Origin of the sequence: Halorubrum coriense DSM 10284, from assembly GCF_000337035.1 — an archaeon.
In the GTDB taxonomy this organism is placed as follows: Archaea; Halobacteriota; Halobacteria; order Halobacteriales; family Haloferacaceae; genus Halorubrum; species Halorubrum coriense.
In genome coordinates this window covers 15,566-33,931 of the sequence record NZ_AOJL01000024.1, presented here as the reverse complement: position 1 = coordinate 33,931, position 18,366 = coordinate 15,566, and the positions used below count along the sequence as shown (strand labels likewise).

At 71.9% G+C, this 18,366-nt stretch carries 19 protein-coding genes; 8 read left to right on the top strand and 11 right to left on the bottom strand.

Translation table 11 applies throughout. From position 1 onward, the window contains the following. The first annotated feature begins 8 nt into the window (after positions 1-8). Positions 9-386 (top strand): DUF5811 family protein, encoded by a 378-nt coding sequence (locus C464_RS04875; protein ID WP_006112467.1) that lies wholly within the window; start codon positions 9-11, stop codon positions 384-386. Between the two features lie 16 nt (positions 387-402). Here C464_RS04875 and C464_RS04870 read toward each other — a convergent pair whose 3' ends face one another. The 3 genes from C464_RS04870 to C464_RS04860 all read right to left on the bottom strand — a co-directional run bounded on the left by C464_RS04870 (position 403) and on the right by C464_RS04860 (position 4,063). Next, positions 403-1,356 (bottom strand): M14 family metallopeptidase, encoded by a 954-nt coding sequence (locus C464_RS04870; RefSeq protein WP_006112466.1) that lies wholly within the window; start codon positions 1,354-1,356, stop codon positions 403-405. A 57-nt stretch (positions 1,357-1,413) separates the two neighbouring features. After that, entirely contained in the window at positions 1,414-2,985 is a 1,572-nt protein-coding gene (locus C464_RS04865; RefSeq protein WP_006112464.1) for a lipopolysaccharide biosynthesis protein, read from the bottom strand. A 91-nt stretch (positions 2,986-3,076) separates the two neighbouring features. Beyond that, positions 3,077-4,063 (bottom strand): aldo/keto reductase, encoded by a 987-nt coding sequence (locus tag C464_RS04860; RefSeq protein ID WP_006112462.1) that lies wholly within the window; start codon positions 4,061-4,063, stop codon positions 3,077-3,079. 111 nt (positions 4,064-4,174) lie between these two features. Here C464_RS04860 and C464_RS04855 point away from each other — a divergent pair, with 111 nt between their 5' ends. After that, positions 4,175-4,384 carry a hypothetical protein gene (locus tag C464_RS04855; RefSeq protein WP_006112461.1) on the top strand — a complete coding sequence of 70 codons (210 nt, stop codon included), beginning with the start codon at positions 4,175-4,177 and terminating at the stop codon, positions 4,382-4,384. Positions 4,385-4,473: 89 nt separating this feature from the next. Here C464_RS04855 and C464_RS04850 read toward each other — a convergent pair whose 3' ends face one another. Continuing rightward, positions 4,474-5,571, bottom strand: a complete 1,098-nt coding sequence (locus C464_RS04850) for a pyridoxal-phosphate-dependent aminotransferase family protein (protein ID WP_006112460.1) — start codon at positions 5,569-5,571, stop codon at positions 4,474-4,476. A gap of 143 nt (positions 5,572-5,714) precedes the next feature. Here C464_RS04850 and C464_RS04845 point away from each other — a divergent pair, with 143 nt between their 5' ends. The 3 genes from C464_RS04845 (at position 5,715) to C464_RS04835 (ending at position 8,018) form a co-directional block, all read left to right on the top strand. Beyond that, positions 5,715-6,311 (top strand): hypothetical protein, encoded by a 597-nt coding sequence (locus tag C464_RS04845; protein ID WP_006112459.1) that lies wholly within the window; start codon positions 5,715-5,717, stop codon positions 6,309-6,311. A 103-nt stretch (positions 6,312-6,414) separates the two neighbouring features. Beyond that, positions 6,415-7,443 carry a thymidylate synthase gene (thyA, locus tag C464_RS04840; protein WP_006112458.1) on the top strand — a complete coding sequence of 343 codons (1,029 nt, stop codon included), beginning with the start codon at positions 6,415-6,417 and terminating at the stop codon, positions 7,441-7,443. Beyond that, positions 7,443-8,018: a dihydrofolate reductase gene (locus tag C464_RS04835; RefSeq protein WP_006112457.1), complete on the top strand. Its 576-nt coding sequence runs from the start codon at positions 7,443-7,445 to the stop codon at positions 8,016-8,018. The genes thyA and C464_RS04835 overlap by 1 nt, the downstream gene beginning before the upstream one ends. Positions 8,019-8,076: 58 nt before the next feature. Here C464_RS04835 and C464_RS04830 read toward each other — a convergent pair whose 3' ends face one another. From C464_RS04830 to C464_RS04800, 7 genes are all read right to left on the bottom strand, one after another. Then, positions 8,077-8,493 (bottom strand): thiol-disulfide oxidoreductase DCC family protein, encoded by a 417-nt coding sequence (locus tag C464_RS04830; RefSeq protein ID WP_006112456.1) that lies wholly within the window; start codon positions 8,491-8,493, stop codon positions 8,077-8,079. A gap of 119 nt (positions 8,494-8,612) precedes the next feature. Next, positions 8,613-9,287 (bottom strand): metal-dependent transcriptional regulator, encoded by a 675-nt coding sequence (locus C464_RS04825; RefSeq protein WP_049910850.1) that lies wholly within the window; start codon positions 9,285-9,287, stop codon positions 8,613-8,615. 72 nt (positions 9,288-9,359) lie between these two features. Then, positions 9,360-10,445, bottom strand: a complete 1,086-nt coding sequence (locus C464_RS04820; RefSeq protein WP_006112454.1) for a metal ABC transporter permease — start codon at positions 10,443-10,445, stop codon at positions 9,360-9,362. After that, complete coding sequence (locus C464_RS04815) at positions 10,442-11,332, bottom strand: metal ABC transporter ATP-binding protein (protein WP_006112453.1); 891 nt, start codon at positions 11,330-11,332, stop codon at positions 10,442-10,444. The genes C464_RS04820 and C464_RS04815 overlap by 4 nt, the downstream gene beginning before the upstream one ends. After that, positions 11,329-12,378, bottom strand: coding sequence for a metal ABC transporter substrate-binding protein (locus C464_RS04810; protein WP_006112452.1), 1,050 nt, complete (start codon positions 12,376-12,378; stop codon positions 11,329-11,331). Before C464_RS04810 ends, C464_RS04815 begins: the two co-directional genes overlap by 4 nt. Before the next feature lie 177 nt (positions 12,379-12,555). Next, entirely contained in the window at positions 12,556-13,437 is an 882-nt protein-coding gene (locus tag C464_RS04805; protein ID WP_006112451.1) for a homoserine kinase, read from the bottom strand. A 143-nt stretch (positions 13,438-13,580) separates the two neighbouring features. After that, a complete protein-coding gene (locus C464_RS04800; RefSeq protein WP_006112449.1) occupies positions 13,581-13,829 on the bottom strand; it encodes a hypothetical protein in 249 nt (82 codons plus the stop codon). A 125-nt stretch (positions 13,830-13,954) separates the two neighbouring features. Between C464_RS04800 and C464_RS04795 the strand changes: the two genes are divergently transcribed. The 3 genes from C464_RS04795 (at position 13,955) to C464_RS04785 (ending at position 18,342) form a co-directional block, all read left to right on the top strand. Further along, positions 13,955-15,229, top strand: coding sequence for a TIGR00341 family protein (locus tag C464_RS04795; RefSeq protein WP_049910849.1), 1,275 nt, complete (start codon positions 13,955-13,957; stop codon positions 15,227-15,229). Positions 15,230-15,324: 95 nt separating this feature from the next. Further along, positions 15,325-17,538 carry a formate/nitrite transporter family protein gene (locus C464_RS04790; protein WP_049910846.1) on the top strand — a complete coding sequence of 738 codons (2,214 nt, stop codon included), beginning with the start codon at positions 15,325-15,327 and terminating at the stop codon, positions 17,536-17,538. Positions 17,539-17,598: 60 nt separating this feature from the next. Then, positions 17,599-18,342, top strand: coding sequence for an SIMPL domain-containing protein (locus tag C464_RS04785; protein ID WP_006112443.1), 744 nt, complete (start codon positions 17,599-17,601; stop codon positions 18,340-18,342). Positions 18,343-18,366: the final 24 nt, after the last annotated feature.

Genomic DNA, 18,366 nt, shown 5'->3' with positions numbered 1-18,366 from the left:
GTCTTCGAATGAACGGCAACAACCCGTACGCCGGGGCACCGGGTGTGACGGACGCGGGCTCGCCCGCGGCCGTCGACCTCTCTCCGGACCAGGAACGACAGCTTCGGCACGCGGTCGCCGGCATCGTATCGCGCACGGAATCGTATCTCCCCGACAGCTACGCCGTCGGCTCCGAGCTCTCCGTGGGCTCGAACGGCCCGCAGGCGACCGTCGCGGTCAACCCGCCGGCCGGTCACCCCGTCTCGGCCGGCTTCACTCCCGACCCGGAGGACTTGGACGCCGGCATCGCCGAGTCCGACACCGACGAGGTCGCCCGCGGGCTGGCCGCCAGCGCGGCGGTTCAGGTGATGGACGCCGTCGGCGACATCACGCCGACCGCGAAGTGAGCCCCGGTTAGCGCGCTCAGTTCGACCGCCCCGACCGGTCTGTGCCGTTCTCTTCGCCGCCTCCCTCCCCCATCGAGTCGCGACGCCCGCCGGCCTCGTCGCGGTCGTCCGAGGGATACACCCGGAGGTCGCCCTCGCCCGGCGGCTTCAACACGCCGGTGACGCGGCCGTACATGCCGAAGATGTCGTCGTACCCCGTCTCGCTCGCGAGGACCGGGACCAGCCCCGGCTCCTCGACGCGGTGCGTGCGGACGTCGTCCTCCGCGAACACCGCGCCCTCCGGGATCGCCTCGAAGTTCGCGTAGTAGACGTGCGGCTCCCCGCCGCCCTTCGGCACCTCCTCGCGGCCCTCCACGACGGTCGTCTCCGAGAACGTCGGGGGCTCGTCCGCGAGCGCGCCGTGGACGCGGAGGAACGCGAGACACGCCTCGTGGCCGTACTCGACGGCCGCTTCGCTCCCCTGTCGACCCACCTCGATCGAGACGGTGTGCGGGACCGTCGAGTCGAGCGTGGTCGAGCGCAGGCCGCTCGCGTCGACGACGTGGTCCAGCGGCAGCCCGGTGACGGTGCGGCGGACCGACTCCGTGAGGTCGCTGAAGATGGCGAACGGCGGCGGGGCGCTGTGGGAGGTGTGGAGCGCGAGGACGGCGTCGAACCCCTCCAACGCGGCGGTGAGCCGCGGCGCGAGCGCGCGCTCGTACTCGTCGCTGTCGACGTCGCCCGGGAACGCCCGGTTCAGGTCCGCGTCCGTGTAGCGCGTCTCGGCCGCGAGCGCCGGCTCGTTGGCGACGATCAGCCGGACGAGCCCCTCGGGCCCGGTCCCGCCGCCGCCCTCTCTCCCACCGTCGAGCGCCGGGAGTTCGTCCGCGATCCGCCGCACTATCCGTTCGCCGGCGGGCTCGTCGCCGTGGATCCCGCCGACGATCGCGACGCGAGCCGACCCCGCCGACTCGCGATCGATCGTCTGCATACCGTGGGTACGGCGCGGTCAGCCCATAAATCGTCGCGATCCGCGGTCGCCGTGGCGTCACCGGCCGAGGCGCTCAGCGAGCGCGGCCCGGTACCGCCGCGCCAGCCGCCGCGCGACGAAGCGGTCCCGGGGGTCCACGCCGAGGACCCGGAGCGCGCCGGCGTACGCCGCGAGCCCGACCGCGCTTCCGACGAGGACCGCCGTCCCCCCGGGAAGGAGTTCTCTGACCGCGTACATCGCGGCGACGGCGACGACGCCGGCCGCGAGCGGCGTGAGGAAGGTCCGGTCGAACGGCCACAGCCCCTCGAAGCGGCGCAGCAGGACCACCTGGATCCCGTTCTGGACCGCGATGGCGAGGGACGTGCCGAGCGCGGCTCCGACGAGCCCGTACCGGACGACGAACGCGTAGGTCAGTCCGACGTTGAGGACCGCGAGCAGCCAGTCGAGCGCCATCCGCGCGTACTGGTGGTCGGTCATCATCAGGAGCCAGCCGGTCGCGCCGACGGCGCTCCCGACGAAGACGCCGCCGAGGTAGACGACGAGGGGGCCGTACCCCGAGACGTACGTGTCGCCGAACAGCGCGAGGATCGCTCGCCCGTAGACGATCAACACGGCGAGGATCGGGACGACCGCGGTGACGATCTGTCGCGTGACGGAGCCGTACACCGCGTTGAGCGTCGCCGTCCGGTCGTCTGCATACAGCTCCGAGGCGACCGGCGGGAGCAGTTGGTTGAAAGATAGGAGGGGGATCCACGCGACCGCGATCACCACGAGGACGACGTTGTACACGCCCGCAGCGGTCGCCGTCAGCAGCGCGCCGACCAGCAGCACGTCGACGCGGTTCTGGAACACCTTCCCGAGGCTGCTCATCGCGACGGGGGCGGCGTGGTCGTAGAAGCGGCGCGCCTCCGCTCGCGCGCCGCGGAGCGACGGTCGAACGCCGGTGACGGACGCGGAGAGGGGGACGGCGGCCGCGGCGAGCAGACCGGTCGCGGCGACGATGGCCCCGGCGACGCCGACGACGGAGTAGCCGAGCGCGAGCGCGCCGAGCGCGCCGACGAGCCGGACGCCCGGGCGCAGCAGCTTGTTGAACAGGATCTCGCCGCGGGCCGACCCGACCGCGCGGAAGAGCGCGGACGCGACCATCACGACCCCGAGCAGCCCGACGAGGCCGCCGAACGCGCGCATCGTCCCCGCGAACGCCGGCTCGGTGACGGTGCGGGCGTTTATGGCCGGGGCCGCGAGCCAGACGCCGGCCGCGATGGCGACCCCGAACCCGATCGTCGTCGCGTACGCGAGGCCGGCGACCGCGCCCCGCCGCCCCGCGTCGTCGGCGTACTCCGGGAGGTAGCGCTGGATTGCGGGGACGCTGCCGAACGTCACGAGCCGGGAGCACAGCTGGGCGATCCGCCACGCGAGCGCGTACACGCCGTAGGCGGTCGGCCCGAGCCCGCGGGTCAGCGCGAACTCGGCCGCCGCGATCAGCGCGCGCTGGCCGGCGACCCCGCCGGAGGTGAGCACCGCGCCGTGCGCGATGGTCTCTAACGCCTCGCGCTCGTCGTCGGGAATCTCGCCGGGCTCGCGCTCCTCGTCGGACTCCGCGACCTTCCCTTCGCGTTCGCTCTCCACGGTCGTCTCTGTCGATCGGGTCGCGGTCGCGCGAAAAAAGGGACGCGTTTCGCGGCCGACCCGGCCGGACTCGCGGTCCCGCGGCCGCGGCCTACCAGCGCTGGTGGACGTGCTCGCGGACGTGCTCGTCGTAGACGTCGGCCGCGGCCTCGCGCTCGTCGGCGTCGAGGGGGGCGGCCTCGCTCGCGGCCGCGTTCGCCCGGACGTGGGCCGGCGTCGTCGACCCGGGGATCACCGTCGAGACGGCGTCGTGGTCGAGGATCCACCGCAGCGCGAACTCCGGCAGCGGCCGGTCGTCCGGGAGGCGCTCGTCCAGCGCGTCGACCGCGTCGAGGCCGGCCGCGAAGGGGACGCCGGCGAACGTCTCGCCGACGTCGAAGGCGTCGCCCTCGCGGTTGTAGTTCCGGTGGTCGTCCTCGGGGAACTCGTCGTCGCGCGAGAGCGCGCCCGTCAGGAGCCCCGAGGCGAGCGGCACCCGGCAGATGACGCCGACGTCGCGCGCGGCGGCCTCGTCGAGGAACAGTTCCGCGGGGCGCTGGCGGAACGGGTTGAAGATGATCTGGACCGTCTCGACGCCCGGGTACGCCATCGCCTTCAGCCCCTCCTCGACGCGCTCGACGCTGACGCCGGAGGCGTCGATCCGGCCCTCGGACTCGAGCGTCGCGAGCGCGTCGAACGTCTCCGGTCGGTAGTAGACGTCCGTCGGCGGGCAGTGGAGCTGGACCAGATCGAGCGTCTCCACGCCGAGGTTCTCCCGCGAGCGGTCGACGAACCGGCGGAGGTTCGCCTCCGTGTACCCGTCGGGCTCGTGGGGGTCGAGCCGGCGGCCGGCCTTCGTCGCGACGGTCACGTCGCCGCGCGCGATGTCGTCGGCGAGCGTCTCGCCGAGGATCCGCTCGGAACGGCCGTCGCCGTACACGTCCGCGGTGTCGAAGAAGTCGACCCCGGCCTCGCGGGCGGCCTCGACCGCCGCGACCGCCTCGTCTTCCGTGACCTCGCCCCAGTCGCTCCCGATCTGCCACGCGCCGTAGCCGACCTCGCTGACCTCGCCGACCCCGCCGAGTTCGCGGTGGTTCATGATCGTCCCCTACTGATCGCGGCGAACGCAAGGGCGTTCCGGAGGCGGCGAGGCCGCGACGCCTCGGCTCACCGCGTATGTTTAACTGGATCCCGCGACGTCGCGTGTCGCATGGCGAAGCTCGGACTGGCGGTGAACGCGGTTGGTCTCCTGCTCAGCGCGGTCGGCACCCTCCTGCTCTACGCGCACGTGACCAACAGGTACCACTCGGCGATCCGAGACATCGGATCGATCGCGGTCGGATACCTCGGCGTGATCCTGTTCGGGGTGTCGGTGTCGCTCACCGGGGTCGCGCTGTTGCTGCGGCGTTCCGTCGACTGACGCCGCCTCGCGCGGCGAAGCACGGGCGAACGCACCGCGGCGCGACCGTCGGAAATCCCGCCGGTCCGCGCCGCGTTCTCACCCCTCCGTCACAGCACGGCCGCGAGCGCGTCCATCGCCTCGTCCACGCGCTCGATCCGGGCGTTGTGGCCCATGTGGCCGACGCGGAGGACGTCCGCCGCGCCGTCGCCCAGCCCGGTCGCGAGCAGGACGTCGTGGTCCTCGCGCAGCCGCTCCTGAAGCGTCTCGGCCCGCCCGGGCGTCTCGAAGGCGGTCACCGTCGGCGAACTCCGCTCGGGGCCGGGAACCGTCTCCAACCCCAGCGCCGCGCCGCGCTCGCGACACCGCGCCGCGGCCGCCTCGTGGCGCTCCCGGACCGCGTCGAGCCCCTCGTCGACGAGGAGTCCAAGCGCCGCGTCGAGCGCGACGACCTCGGTCGTCAGGTGGGTGTACGGGAACCCGTCGCTCACGTCGCGGAACGGGAGGAAGTTCGCGTACAGCGAGTGCGGGTCGCGCGCCGCCATCGCGGCCCACGCGCGCTCGCTCACCGCGGCGGTCGCGAGTCCCGGCGGCGCGCTGAAACACTTCTGGGACGCGCCGAGGCACACGTCGATCCGCTCCGTCGGCACCGAGACGCCGCCGAGCGAGGAGACGGCGTCGACGACCGTGAGGACCTCCGCGTCGGCCGCTTCGATACGGTCGAGCGCGGCGTCGACATCGTTGAGCGCGCCGGTCGGCGTCTCGCAGTGGACCATCGTCGCGACGTCGAAGTCGGCGTCGTCGGCCGCCAGCGCCTCGTCGAGCGCGTCGAGCGGCAGCGGCTCGTCGTGTCCGGCGGCGACCACGGTCGGGTCGCCGCCGTACGACTCCACGAAGTCGGCGAACCCCTCGCCGTACAGCCCGTTCGCCAGACACAGCACCTCGGTGCCGGGCTCGACGAGGGACGCGACCGCCGCCTCCAGCCCGAGGATCCCCTCGCCGCCGAGGACGACGACGTCGCGCGCGCCGCCCGGACCGGCTTCCCCTCCCGAACCGTCCGCGTCGATCCCGTACACCGTCGCCAGGCGCTCCGTGACCCGGTCGTAGATCGCTCGGAACTCGGGGTCCACGTCGGGGTTGATCAGCTCGCGTGACATCGCCTCGCGCACCGGCTCGGGGACCGCGGTCGGTCCCGGCGTCATGAGCATACGTGTCAGATCGGCCGCCGGTATATAAACCGACCGCGAGGGCGGCCGTCCAGCCGCGTCAGGAGGCCGCTCTACGGGTGACCGACCGCGCTCGGCGCGGCGACACGCTCATAAGTTTCTGTCGCCTGCGTTCCGGTACGATGATGCTTCCGACCCACGTGCTGGCGGGGATGCTGCTCGCGGCCCCGCTGGTGCGCGTCGCGCCGGAACTGGCCCCGGTCGGGCTCGCCGCCGGCTTCCTCGGCGGACTGGTTCCGGACCTCGACATGTACGTCGGCCACCGCAAGACGCTCCACTACCCGGTCTACTACGCCGCGCTCGCGGCCCCGGCGGCCCTCGCGGCGCTCGCGGCCCCCTCCGCACTCACCGTCGGGATCGCGTTCCTGCTCCTCGGCGCGGCCCTCCACAGCGTCGCCGACATGTACGGCGGCGGGCTGGAGCTTCGCCCGTGGGAGGGGAACTCCGACCGGGCGGTGTACGACCACTACCGGGAGGGGTGGATCGCCCCGCGGCGCGGCGTGCGGTACGACGGAGCGGTCGAGGACCTCGCGCTCTCGGTCGGACTGGCCGTCCCGCTGCTCCTCTTAGTCGATCCGCCGCTCCGGCAGGTCGTGATCGGCACGCTGGCCGTCGCGGTCGTGTACACCGTCCTCCGGCGTCGACTAGCGGAGATCGCGGCGGCCGTGATCCCGCTGTTGCCGTCGGCGGTCGACCCGTATCTCCCCGAGCGGTATCGGTGACGCGTCGGCGGAATCCGGGAACCAAGCGCTTACTTTCTCCGCCCCGTACCAGTCGATAACAGTCCGCGCCGGACCGGACGGTTCCGGCGGGGAGACACTCCCAATGCAACAGTACCTCGACCTCGTCGACGACGCGCTCTCGACGGGCACGTACAAGCCGAACCGAACCGGCGTCGACACCATCGCGACGTTCAGCGGACAGTACACCGTCGACCTCGCGGAGGGGTTCCCCCTCCTGACGACGAAGAAGATGGACGGCTACCGGTGGAACTCGCTCATCCACGAGGTGCTGTGGTACCTCTCCGGCGAGGAGCACATCCGCAACCTCCGCGAGGAGACGAAGATCTGGGACGCGTGGGCCGACGAGGAGGGGAAACTCGACACCGCGTACGGGCGCTTCTGGCGTCGCTACCCGGTCCCCGAGGCGGCCGCCGAACTCCCGGGCGAGACGTGGCCGGACGACGCGGACCGCTGGGTCACCGTCGAGGAGGACGCCGACGGGACGACGCGCCGCACGTTCGACCAGATCGGGTACGTCCTCGACACCCTCGACGAGAACCCCCACTCCCGCCGGATGGTCGTGAACGCGTGGCACCCGGCGAACGCCGCCGTCTCGACGCTGCCGCCCTGCCACTACACGTTCGTGGTGAACGTCCAGGACGGCCGGCTCAACCTCCACCTGACCCAGCGCTCGGGCGACATCGCGCTCGGCGTCCCGTTCAACATCGCGGCGTACGCGCTGCTCGCGAACGCGCTCGCCCAGCGGACCGGCTTCGAGGTCGGCGAGTTCGGCCACACCGTCGTCGACGCCCACGTCTACTGCGGCCGCGGCGACCGCGGGAAGTGGTACGCGAACAACCTCCGCTACGTTCAAGAGCGGCTCGCGAGCGTCGAGAGCAAGGACGACTACCTCGACGTGAAGAGCTGGGTCGAGCGCACCGCGCCCGACGAGCCCGACGGACAGGAGGGGTACGACCACGTGCCCGGCCTGCTCGAACAGCTCTCGCGGACGCCGCGCGACCGCCCCCGGATCGAGATCGCGGACAGGCCGCTCGACGAACTCACGTACGACGACGTCTCGGTCGTCGACTACGACTCCGCGGACGGCATCTCGTTCGCGGTCGCGGAGTGATGACCGACGGCGACCCGCCCGGCGGTGCGGCCGACGCCCCCGGCGAGCGCGGCTCCGGGGATCCCGACCTCGTCCTCGTCGCCGCGGTCGCCGAGAACGGCGTGATCGGCGGCGACGACGGGATGCCGTGGCACTACCCCGCGGACCTGGCGCACTTCAAGCGGCTCACGACCGGCCACCCGGTGATCGTCGGCCGGAAGACGTACGAGGGCATCGCCGACCGGCTCGGCGGCCCCCTCCCCGACCGGACCAGCGTCGTGTTGACGACCCGGTCGCTCGACGACGCCGATCTCCCCGACGGCGCGGTCGTCGCGGGCGGCGTCGAGGCGGCGGTCTCCCGCGCCGCCGCGGACGCGGCCCGACGCGGCGTCGAGACCGTCTACGTCATCGGCGGGGCGACCGTCTACGAGGCGTTCCTCGACCGCGCCGACGGGATGGTGCTCACCGAGATCCCCGAGCGGCCGGCGGGCGACACGCGGTTCCCGGAGTGGGACGCCGACGCGTGGGTCGAGCGGGGGCGCGAGACGGACGGCGACCTCGCGTTCGTCACCTACGACCGACGAGACGAGGCGTAGTGACCGAGGCCGGGACGCGGCTCGCCTTCGGGCCGCGACTCACTCCGGAGAGCGCGAGTCACTCTAGAAAGCGCGACTCGACGTCGCCCGACGGCAGCATACACTGGTCCTTCCTCCCGAACCACTGGTACCGGTGGTCGGCGACGAAGTCGTACACCCCGTCCCGGACCGCGGCCGGGACGTACCGGAACGGCGAGAGCAGCCGGTACGGCCAGCCGAGGCCGGCCGCGATGCGGAGGACCGCCGCCGACTTCACGTAGGCCTCCCCGTCTTCGATCAGGACGATAGACTCCAGCTCGTCGGTCGGCAGGTCGTGTTCCGCGAGCAGCGCCCCGCCGACGTCCGACTGGAGCGAGGCGAAGCGGTACTTCCCGTCCGGGTCACGGGGGAGGACGAACTGTACGAACCCGTTACAGAGGTTACAGACGCCGTCGAAGAGCACGACGGCCGCGTCCTCCGGTATCTCCCGGTCCATCTCGTATCCTCTTTACGGCGCTGCGCTGTTCAGGATTCCGGTCGCCCGGTCGCCGATCGGCGCTCGGACGGAGCCGGCCGGCGCTCCGACAGAGCCGACCGACTCCGGCGAGACCCCCGTTAGGACGCCTCCTCGCCGGTCGCGGGCTCGACTTCGATGAGGCGTGCGACCTCGGCCGGGAGGCTCTGCTCGGCCGACGGCGTCTCGACGGTGAGCATGTCGAACGGCGCGACGTCGACGACCACCAGTTCCGCGCCCGGCCAGACCCCCGCGTCGGCGAGGTAGCGCAACTCGGCGTCTCCCTGGTGCCGGACGCGTTGGACGACGACTCGGTCGCCCTCCTCCGCGTCGACGAGGCGAACGGTGTCGCCCGCCTCGGGGAGCGAGAGGTCGGCGTCGGGGATCGGGTCGCCGTGGGGGTCGACCGGCGGGTTCCCGAGCGCCTCGGCGATGCGGTCGCTCAGCTTCTCGGAGACGTGATGTTCGAGCCGGTCGGCCTCGTCGTGGACGTCGACCCAGCTGTAGTCGAGCTGCTCAGTCAGGAACGCCTCCAGGAGCCGGTGGTGCCTGAGGATCTCGAGGGCCACAACCTCGCCCTCGTCGGTGAGCGTCACGCCTCTGTACTCCTCCCGGTCCACCAGCCCGCGCTCCTCCAGCTTCTTGATCATCGAGGAGACGGTCGGCGCGGTGACGTCGAGGTAGTCGGCGAGCGCGGAGGTCGACACCCGCTCGCCGGTGTCGCGCTCGATCGCGTAGATCGCTTTGATGTAGTCTTCCATGACCGCACTGATCACCTCCGAGGACGCCCTCCGCTTGGGGGGCTCGTCGCTCGGGTCGGCGTCGCCGCCTTCGTCGTCGGTCACGGCTCAGTCACCCCTCGCTCCGGCGTCGCCCTCGACGCCGTCGGTCTCGATGCTCCCCATCTCGGGGGTCTCCGCCTCGTCGCGAACGGACTGGAGCTTCCCGACCCCGACCGCGCAGACGTAGATCCCGACCGCGACGAGGACGATGACCCCGCCGGCGGTGACGCCGCCGTAGTAGGCGACGCCGATCCCGAGGAGGACCGCGAGCTCCGCCAGCACGACCGAGACGACGAGCGACTCGGTGAAGCTGCGCGAGACCTGCGTCGCGCCCGCCACGGGCACGACGAGCATCGCCGCGACGAGGATGACGCCCATGATCTGCATCGCGCCCACGACGACCATCGCCGTCAGCATCACCATCACGCGGTTGTACCAGTTGACGGAGATCCCGGAGACGGCGGCCGCGGTCTCGTCGAAGGTCACGTAGAGGAGCTGGTTGCGCGTCACCGCCACCGTGCCGACGATGACGACGAACAGCGCGAGCAAGATCCCCGCGCTCTGGGGCGACACCGTCGAGAGGCTCCCGAAGAGGAACTGGTTCACCCCGACCGCGAGCCCGCCGGCGTTGATGCTGATGAGCGTCGTCCCCAGCGCGAAGCCCGTCGAGAGGACGATCGCCATCGAGACGTCGTTGTACGCGTCCGTCGTCTCGGAGATGAGCTCGATGAACAGCGCCGCGATCATCGCCACGACGACGGCGGTGAGGTACGGCGACACTCCCAGGTCGATGACGGCGTTGAGGAACAGCCCCACGGCGACCCCCGCGAACGCCGTGTGCGCCAGCGCGTCGCCGATGAGCGCGAGCTGTCGGTGGACGAGGAAGGTACCGATGAGCGGCGCCATCACGCCGATACAGAGCCCGACCAGCACCGCCCGCTGCATGTACCGATAGCGGGGGTTCAGCATCTCCAGACCGGTGAGGTAGTGCGCCCAGTCCATCAGCCAGTACCACTGGTCTAACACCCAGAGGAGCGCGCCGAAAACGGTTTCGCCGACGCCGACGAGGCCGCCCTGAAGCGCCAGCGCCGCCGACTGGTTCGCCGCGGTAAACAGCCACGCGGCGAGCGCGGCGGTCAGCGGGTCGCTCATTCGCCACCCCCCGCGAGGAAGCGCGCCCCGGCACCGAACGCCCGCGCCAGCGCGTCGCTCTCGACGAACTCGTCGGCCGGGCCGTCGAAGTACACCTCGCGGTTCAGACAGACAACGCGGTCGGCGTGCTCGACGACCGCGCCGAGGTCGTGCTCGATGAGGAGCACGGTGATCCCCGCGGCGTTGAGCGCGTCGAGCAGGTCGTAGAACGCGTCGACCGACTCGGCGTCGACGCCGACGGTCGGCTCGTCCAGGACGAGCAGGTCGGCCTCGCCGGCCAGCGCCCGGGCGATGAACACCCGCTGGCGCTGCCCGCCGGAGAGCTGCCCGATGCGCCGGTCGGCGAACGCGCTCATGCCGACCGTCGCGAGCGCGTCGTCGACGATCCGCCAGTCGGCGGCGGTGAGCCGCCCCGAGACGGCGTTGGCGGTCCGGCGCGCCGTGCCGACCGGGTCGTCGAACAGCTCATCGACGACCCCGCCGCTCCCGGCGGGGAGGTTCCCCACCGCGACGTAGGGGAACCGACCCATCTTCACCACCTCGCGGACGGTGATCGGCATCTCCTCCGCGGCGGTGGCCTGCTGCGCGACGTAGCCGACGCGCTCGCCGTCGTCGAACCGGGCCGCGTCCTCACCGAACAGCCGCGCCGCTCCGGCGTCGGGGGCGAGCAGGCCCAGCATCAGCCGCATCAGGGTCGACTTCCCCGAGCCGTTCGGCCCCACGACGGCGACGTACTCGCCGGAGTCGACGGTCAGCGACACGTCCTCGACGACCGGCGTCGCCGTGTAGCCGAACGTGACGCCGGAGAGGTCGACGACCGGACCGCCCGCCTCGGGGTCGGACGCCGCGCTCGCACGGGTCGCGGGGTCCGTCTCGTTCGCGCTCATACCGGTTCGAAGTTCCGCCACTGTTCGACCCACCCGTCGGTCGGCGCCGCGGCCTCGGGCGTCTCGGTACCGAGGACGATTTTGAACGTGGGCATGTTGATGTTGTACGCGATCTCCTCGTACCCCCAGTCCTCCGCGACCCACTCGTCGCGCACCCCGGCGTACGGCGTGACCGGGAAGTACGCCTCGACGTCGGTCTCCCGGAGGAGCTGTTGGGCCGGTCGCTGCGACTCGAAGACGCCGTTCGCGATGTAGCGGATGTCGTTCTCGCGGATGACGCGCGTCGCCTCGCGGACGTCCGCGGGCTTGACGTCGCCGCTCGCGGCGAGGTTGGTCACGAGCGGCCGCATCCGGACCCCGTACCGCTCGCCGATGTACTGGAAGGCGTTGTGGGCGGCCAGCTGGACGACGTCCCGCTCGGCCCGGTCGAAGATCGCCTCGTAGTCCGCGTCGATGCGGTCGAGGACGTCGGTCTTGTACGCCTCCGCGTTCTGCCGGATCCGATCGGCGTGGTCGGGGACGAGCTCCGCGAACCCGTCCGCGATGTTGTCGACCGAGCGCTTCGCGCGCCGCGGGTCCAGCCAGAAGTGCGGGTCCTTGCCGCGCTGCGCGCCGACGCCCTCCTCGTCGCGGTCGAGCGACGCCGCGAGGTCGACGAGTTCGATCCCCTCGCGGACGTTCAGCAGCGCGGTGTCCGCGCCGTCGGCCCGGATCGTTTCGATGGCGCGGTCCGCCCACGGTTGGAAGTCCTCGCCGACGTGGACGAACGCGTCCGCCTCGATGATCCGTCGGGTGATACTCGAGTTCGGGTCCCAGCCGTGGCCGTGGAGCCCCGTCGGAACGAGGTTCTCGACGGTCAGCGGGGTCCCCTCGGCGACGTTCCGCCCGAAGTCGAAGAAGCTGAAGAAGGAGGCCACGGCGACCGGTCCCCCGTCGTCGCTCCCCGCGCCCCCGGTCCCCACCGGCGCGCTGGGAAGCGACGAACAGCCGGCGACGCCCGCCAGCGCCGTCGCCGCCCCGGCGCGTATCGCGTCGCGCCGCGTCACCGCTCGTCCGTCGTCGCTCTCAGGTGTCATAAACAGAGATCACATCCAATTGTTTGACTCGTCTAAACCTATGTTTTCCCTGCTCATATATCTCTTCCGCACCCGGCGCTGCCGCTCCGCGGAAACACGGACGCAGGGGCCGAACCGCCGGCTCGGTCGATGACGAGCGTGCGAGGGTCAGTCGTCGAGGACCGTCGAGCCGCGGCCGATCCGGGTCTGGTACGCGCGCGCCTCGATCCCGGCACCGGCGAAGGCGTCGATCATCCCGGCGGCGACGTCGCGGCGGTCGCGCTCGCGACAGGCCGCGATCACCGCGGGACCCGCGCCGCTGACGGTGACGCCCGTCGCGCCGGCGTCGAAGGCGCGCTCGCGCACGTCGTCGTAGCCGGTGATGAGGCGGGCGCGCTCGGGCGTGACCACGGGGTCGGTCATCCCGAGCCCGACGAGGTCGGGGTCGGAGCGGCACATCCCGACCGCCAGCGTCGCCGCGTTCCCGACCGTCTCCACGAGGTCCTCTATCGAGGCGGTCTCGGGCACGACCCGGCGCGCGTCGCGGGTCGAGACCGCGACGTCGGGCAGACAGACGACGAGCGGGACGGCGGCGTCGACGGAGTGGGTCCCCTCGGCCGTCGTCACGGTGAAGCCGCCGAGGATCGAGGGGGCGACGTTGTCCGCGTGCGCGACCCCCGAGACGACGGCCTCGCCCTCCGCGGCGATCGGGACCAGCTCCTCCCGAGAGAGCCCGCGGTCGTACAGTCGGTTGAGCGCGACGGCCGCGCCCGCGGCGCTCGCGGCGGAGGAGCCGAGTCCGGACGCCGGGCGCACGCCCTTGTCGATGTGGATGCGCGCCGGCGCGTCGAGCGCCTCGACGACGGCGCCGACCGTGTTCTTCTCGGGGTCTTCCGGGATGTACTGCGCGCCGACGCCCGTGACCTCGATCGTCGTCTCGGCCGCCCGCTCGACCGTGACGACGTCGGCGGGCCGCGAGAGGGCCGCCCCGAACACGTCGAAGCCGCTCCCGAGGTTCGCGCTCGTCGCGGGGGCCCGTACCGTTACCATGGCGGGGAGTGTCCCCGGCGGGTCAAAAAGGAGCGGGATCGCACAGATAGCGGGACGACGGCGGCGTCGGTCGCGGTCGGCGAGAGGAATGGAGCGAGCGGGCGCGTCGAGCGCGGTTCGGTCGGGCGTTCCGTTCGGCGGTCTCAGCGGGACATCGTCCACAGCAGCGTCCCGATGAGGACGAGCGGGATGCCGAGGAGGATGAACGTCGGCGGCATCGTCGTGTACGGTGCCATCAGGAAGACGACCCCGAACACGGCCAAGATCGACGCGATAGTCTTCTGGGACTTCAGCGGCGCGGCTCCCAGAAGCGAGACGACGAGCCCGAACAGTATGACGTGCCCGAGGTGGTAGTCGAGCAGGAACGTGTCGATGACCAGCGGCGAGATCATTCTTGGCTGGAGGTGCGAGCGATTCGCGCATTAAAGTTCCGTTTCTCCCGGCCCGGGCGGGTCGCGGCGTGCCGACCTTATAAGGGCCGTCGGCGCGACCGGCCACCGTGCGACTCGTTCAGGTCATGATTCCGGCGGGCAAGCGGGCGGCGGTCGTCCGCGCGCTCGACGACGAGGGAGTCGACTACGTCGTCACCGACGAGACGAGCGGTCGGGAGTACACCGCGGTCGCGACGTTCCCGCTGCCGACCGCCGCCGTCGAGCCGGTCCTCGACCGACTGCGGGAGGCGGGGATCGACGAGAGCACCTACACCGTCATCGTCGCGGCCGAGACGGTCATCTCGCGCCGGTTCGAGGCGCTCGAAGCGGAGTACGAGGAGGACGCCGAGGGGAGCGGCGACCGCATCTCGCGCGAGGAGCTCCAGGCGAAGGCGGACGACCTCGCCTCCGGGCTGGGGACGTACGTGCTCATGACCGTCATCTCGGCCGTGATCGCCACGGCGGGACTGCTGCTCGACTCGGCCGCCACCGTGGTCGGCTCGATGGTGATCGCGCCGCTCATCGGGCCGGCGATGTCGGCCGCCATCGGCACCGTCGTCGACGACGAGGCGCTGTTCCGCCGCGGCGTGCGGATGCAGGTCATCGGCGTCGTCGTCGCGGTGTTCGCGGCCACGCTGTTCGCGCTCGCGCTGCGCTCGCTCGCCTTGGTCCCGCCCGGGCTCGACCCGCTCGAACTCGCGGAGGTGTCCGAGCGGCTCGCCCCGAACGTCCTCGTGTTGGTCGTCGCGGTCGGGGCCGGCGTCGCGGGCATCGTCTCGCTGATGACGGGCGTCTCCGCGACCCTCGTCGGCGTGATGATCGCGGTGGCGCTCATCCCGCCGGCGGCCGCGGTCGGCATCGGGGTCGCCTTCCGGATCCCGCGGCTCGTGCTCGGCGCGGGCATCATCGTCGCGGTGAACGTCCTCTCGATCAACCTCTCCGCGCTGGTGATGCTGTGGTACGAGGGGTATCGTCCGCAGCGGTGGTTCCGCGAGGACGACGCCCGCGCCGCCTTCCTCAAGCGCGCCGCCGTCCTGGCGGCCGCCATCGCGCTGCTGTCGGTGTTCCTCGGCGGCGTCACCTACGACTCCTACGTCGCCTCGACCACCGAGGCCGACATCCGCGCCGCCGCGACCGACGAGCTGACCGCGCTGGACTCGGAGTTCGAACTGCTCGAACTCACGGTGGAGCGCTCCGGGACGGTGCCGCCCCTCGAGACCGACCGGGTGGTGGTCACGGTCGGCGCGCCGCCCGGCGGCACCGTCGAGGGGATCGCCCCCGCGCTCGACGGCCGGATCGAGGCGGTCGTCGGGGGGTCGGTCCGCGTCGAGGTCCGGGCGGTGACCGTCGAGCGAGCCTGAGTTCGGTCCGCCGCCCCCTCGCCGCGGTCCGGCGTCTCGCGGCCGCGTGCCCGGAAGAGCAAGGGCTTTTTACCGGGCCGCCGTGGCCTCCGCCAGTGACGGATTCCACGCGACCCGACGACGATTCGATGCGGGAGGTCGTCGAGCGGTCCCGGAGCGGCGCGCCCGCGGTCGGCGAGGCCGTCCGGGACCGGTTCTCCTCCGACGAGGTGTTCCAGCGGATCATCGCGGCCGCGGACGAGGAGGTGACCTCGGGGAGCCGCGAGCTGTTCTTCAGCGGGCTCGCCGCCGGGCTGGCGATCACCATCACGTTCATGCTGTACGCGTCGCTGACGGCGGCGACGGACTCGAACCCCATCCTGAGCGTGCTGCTGTACCCGCTCGGCTTCATCTACATCATCATCGGCGGCTACCAGCTGTACACCGAGAACACCCTCCCGCCGGTGGCGCTCACGCTCGAACGCCTCGCGAGCCTCCCAACGCTCCTCCGCCACTGGACGATCGTCCTCGCCGGCAACTTCGTCGGCGGCGGGATCGGCGCGCTCGTGCTGTCGTACGGCGGCGTCTTCACCGGCGACACCGTCGACGCGGCGCGGTACATCTCCGAGGGCGGGTTCGGCGTCGCGTTCGTGCCGCTGTTCTTCAAGGCCGCGATGGCGGGGCTCATCGTCGCGGGCGTCGTCTGGGTCGGCTTCGCCTCCACCGACTCCGTCAGCCGGATGCTCGTCGTCTACCTCGCGTTCCTCGCCATCCCGCTCGGCGACCTGTTCCACGTGGTCGTCTCCTTCACCGAGGTCCTGTACCTGTTCTTCCAGCACAGCATCCCGGTGTACGGCGCGGAGATCAGCCTCCTCTCCGGGCTCGTCGGGTTCGTCCTCCCGGTCCTGCTCGGGAACACCATCGGCGGGGTCGTCCTCGTCACGCTCGTCAACTACTTCCAGACCAGCGAGGAGCGCCTCGAAGAGGCGCGCTTCGAGGGCGTGAGCCGCCGCCTGACGGTCCCCGAGTGGGTGTTCGGCCGCGCGGCCGGCCGCTCGTACGTCCCGATCTTGGACGCCACCGAGGCGACGCTGTTCGCGGGCGAGGGGTACCGGGTGATGGTGCCGATCACGAACCCCCGGACCGACGCCCCGATAGTCGAGCTGGCGGCGCGGCTCGCGAGCAGCCACGAGGACGGCGTCGTCCACATCGTCCACGTCGTCCAAGCGCCCGAGCGGATGTCGCTGTCCTCGGGCGACGCCGGGCGGCGCATCGCGAGCGTCTCCGCCGAGGGGATGGCGAACCTGCGCTCGACCGCGGCCGACTACGACGTGGAGGTGTCGACGTCGACGGTCGTCTCGCACCGCTCGTTCGAGGAGGTGTTCAACACGGCGCGCCGGACCCGTCCGGACGCCGTGCTGATGGGCTGGGGCGACGACCAGCTCTGGAGCGCCGCCCGCGCCGAGCGGCCGATCGACGAGCTCACCAACCAGCTCCCCTGCGACTTCCTCATCCTCAACGAGCACGAGCTCGACACCTCGCGGATCCTCATCCCGACCTCGGGCGGCCCGGACTCCGACCTCAGCGCGGAGGTGGCGAAGGTGCTCGCCGAGACCGCCGGGGCCGAGGTGACGCTGCTCCACGTGGTCGACGGGCCGGAAGGCAGGGGGCGCGGCGAGGCGTTCCTCGCGGACTGGGCGGCCGAACACGACCTCGACGACGCGGAGCTCGTCGTCGACGACGGCGGCGACGTGGAGGACGGCATCTGCCGGGCGGCCGACGACAAGACCCTCGTCATCATCGGGGCCACGGAGAAGGGGCTGCTCTCCCGGCTCGTCTCGAACTCGCTCCACCTCGACGTGATCCACGACGTCGACGCCGCGGTGCTGCTCACCGAGCGGCCCAGCAGCCGGTCGCTTCGCGAGCGGCTGTTCGGATCGGGTCGGCGGGCCACGGACATGGCGGGCGGCGTCGAGCGCGACCGGGAGCGGTCGGAGGGGACGGACGTACGGTCCGTCGAGAACCGCGAGCGCGCCCGCGACGACGCCGGTATCGACGGCGACGACGCCCGCGCTGCCGACGGCTCCGACCTCGCGAACGCGAGCGACATCGGAAACGGGGAAGACACCGGAGACGCGGACGACGCTCACGCCCGTTCTTTCGACGAGGACGGCCCGGTCGACGAGCAGCCGCACCTCGACGACGCGTTCATCGCGGACCACGACGACGCCGACGAGGAGGCGGCCGAGGAAGAGGCGGCCGAGGAGGAAGCGGCCGAGGAGGAGACGCACGAGAGGGACGCGGCCGCCGAGCGCGACGGCGACCGGTAAGCGAAAGCGGCTCTTTGTGCTATCGTCGTCTTATAGAGGTCCGCCGACGAACGGTCGCGTATGGACAGACGACTGACGGCGCTCATCGGCATCGCGGCGCTCGTCGCGCTGGCCGGCTGCTCGGGGCTCGCGGGGACCGCGAGCCCGACGGACGGCGGCGAGGCGCAACTGGAGCGGAGCATCGAAGTGACGGCCGCCGGCGAGGCGACGTCGGCACCGGACCGCGCCACGCTCCGCGTCGGGGTCACCGCGACCGGCTCCGACGCGCAGGCGGTCCGCGACGAGTTGGCCGCCGGCGACGAGGAGCTTCGGGCGGCCCTCGCGGAGTGGGGGCTCGCCGACGACGCGATCCGCACCGAGCGGTACGACGTCCGCGAGAGCTACGAGACCCGTGACGACCCGAACCGGACGCGGTACGAGGGCGTCCACCAGTACGCGATCGAGGTCGACGACGTCGACGCCGTCGGCGAGGTGATCGACGTCGCGGTCGACGCGGGCGCGGACCGAGTCCAGCGGATCCAGTTCGGGCTGACCGAGGAGACGGAGCGGGAGGTCCGCGAGGAGGCGATCTCGAAGGCCATGTCGAACGCCGACGACGACGCGGCCGCGCTCGCCAACGCGAGCGGGCTGGAGGTCTCCGGCGTCTACGAGGTGTCGACGGCGCAGTCGCGGTCGAGCCCGTACGTGGCCGAGTCGTACGACGCGGCGGCCGGCGGCGACGCCAGGGCCTCGACCGCCGTCGAGAGCGCCGACGTGAGCGTGCGCGTCACGGTGAACGTCGTGTACGAAGCGGTTCCGGCGTAACGCCGCGAGAAGGCTCTCCTCTTC

Coding starts and splice junctions, on each gene's coding strand:
- C464_RS04820 (WP_006112454.1), bottom strand. CDS start 10,445: ATGAGCGACCCGCTGACCGCCGCGCTCGCCGCGTGGCTGTTTACCGCG.
- C464_RS04835 (WP_006112457.1), top strand. CDS start 7,443: ATGACCGACGGCGACCCGCCCGGCGGTGCGGCCGACGCCCCCGGCGAG.
- C464_RS04850 (WP_006112460.1), bottom strand. CDS start 5,571: ATGCTCATGACGCCGGGACCGACCGCGGTCCCCGAGCCGGTGCGCGAG.
- C464_RS04845 (WP_006112459.1), top strand. CDS start 5,715: ATGCTTCCGACCCACGTGCTGGCGGGGATGCTGCTCGCGGCCCCGCTG.
- C464_RS04815 (WP_006112453.1), bottom strand. CDS start 11,332: ATGAGCGCGAACGAGACGGACCCCGCGACCCGTGCGAGCGCGGCGTCC.
- C464_RS04805 (WP_006112451.1), bottom strand. CDS start 13,437: ATGGTAACGGTACGGGCCCCCGCGACGAGCGCGAACCTCGGGAGCGGC.
- C464_RS04785 (WP_006112443.1), top strand. CDS start 17,599: ATGGACAGACGACTGACGGCGCTCATCGGCATCGCGGCGCTCGTCGCG.
- C464_RS04855 (WP_006112461.1), top strand. CDS start 4,175: ATGGCGAAGCTCGGACTGGCGGTGAACGCGGTTGGTCTCCTGCTCAGC.
- thyA (WP_006112458.1), top strand. CDS start 6,415: ATGCAACAGTACCTCGACCTCGTCGACGACGCGCTCTCGACGGGCACG.
- C464_RS04830 (WP_006112456.1), bottom strand. CDS start 8,493: ATGGACCGGGAGATACCGGAGGACGCGGCCGTCGTGCTCTTCGACGGC.
- C464_RS04875 (WP_006112467.1), top strand. CDS start 9: ATGAACGGCAACAACCCGTACGCCGGGGCACCGGGTGTGACGGACGCG.
- C464_RS04800 (WP_006112449.1), bottom strand. CDS start 13,829: ATGATCTCGCCGCTGGTCATCGACACGTTCCTGCTCGACTACCACCTC.
- C464_RS04795 (WP_049910849.1), top strand. CDS start 13,955: ATGATTCCGGCGGGCAAGCGGGCGGCGGTCGTCCGCGCGCTCGACGAC.
- C464_RS04870 (WP_006112466.1), bottom strand. CDS start 1,356: ATGCAGACGATCGATCGCGAGTCGGCGGGGTCGGCTCGCGTCGCGATC.
- C464_RS04860 (WP_006112462.1), bottom strand. CDS start 4,063: ATGAACCACCGCGAACTCGGCGGGGTCGGCGAGGTCAGCGAGGTCGGC.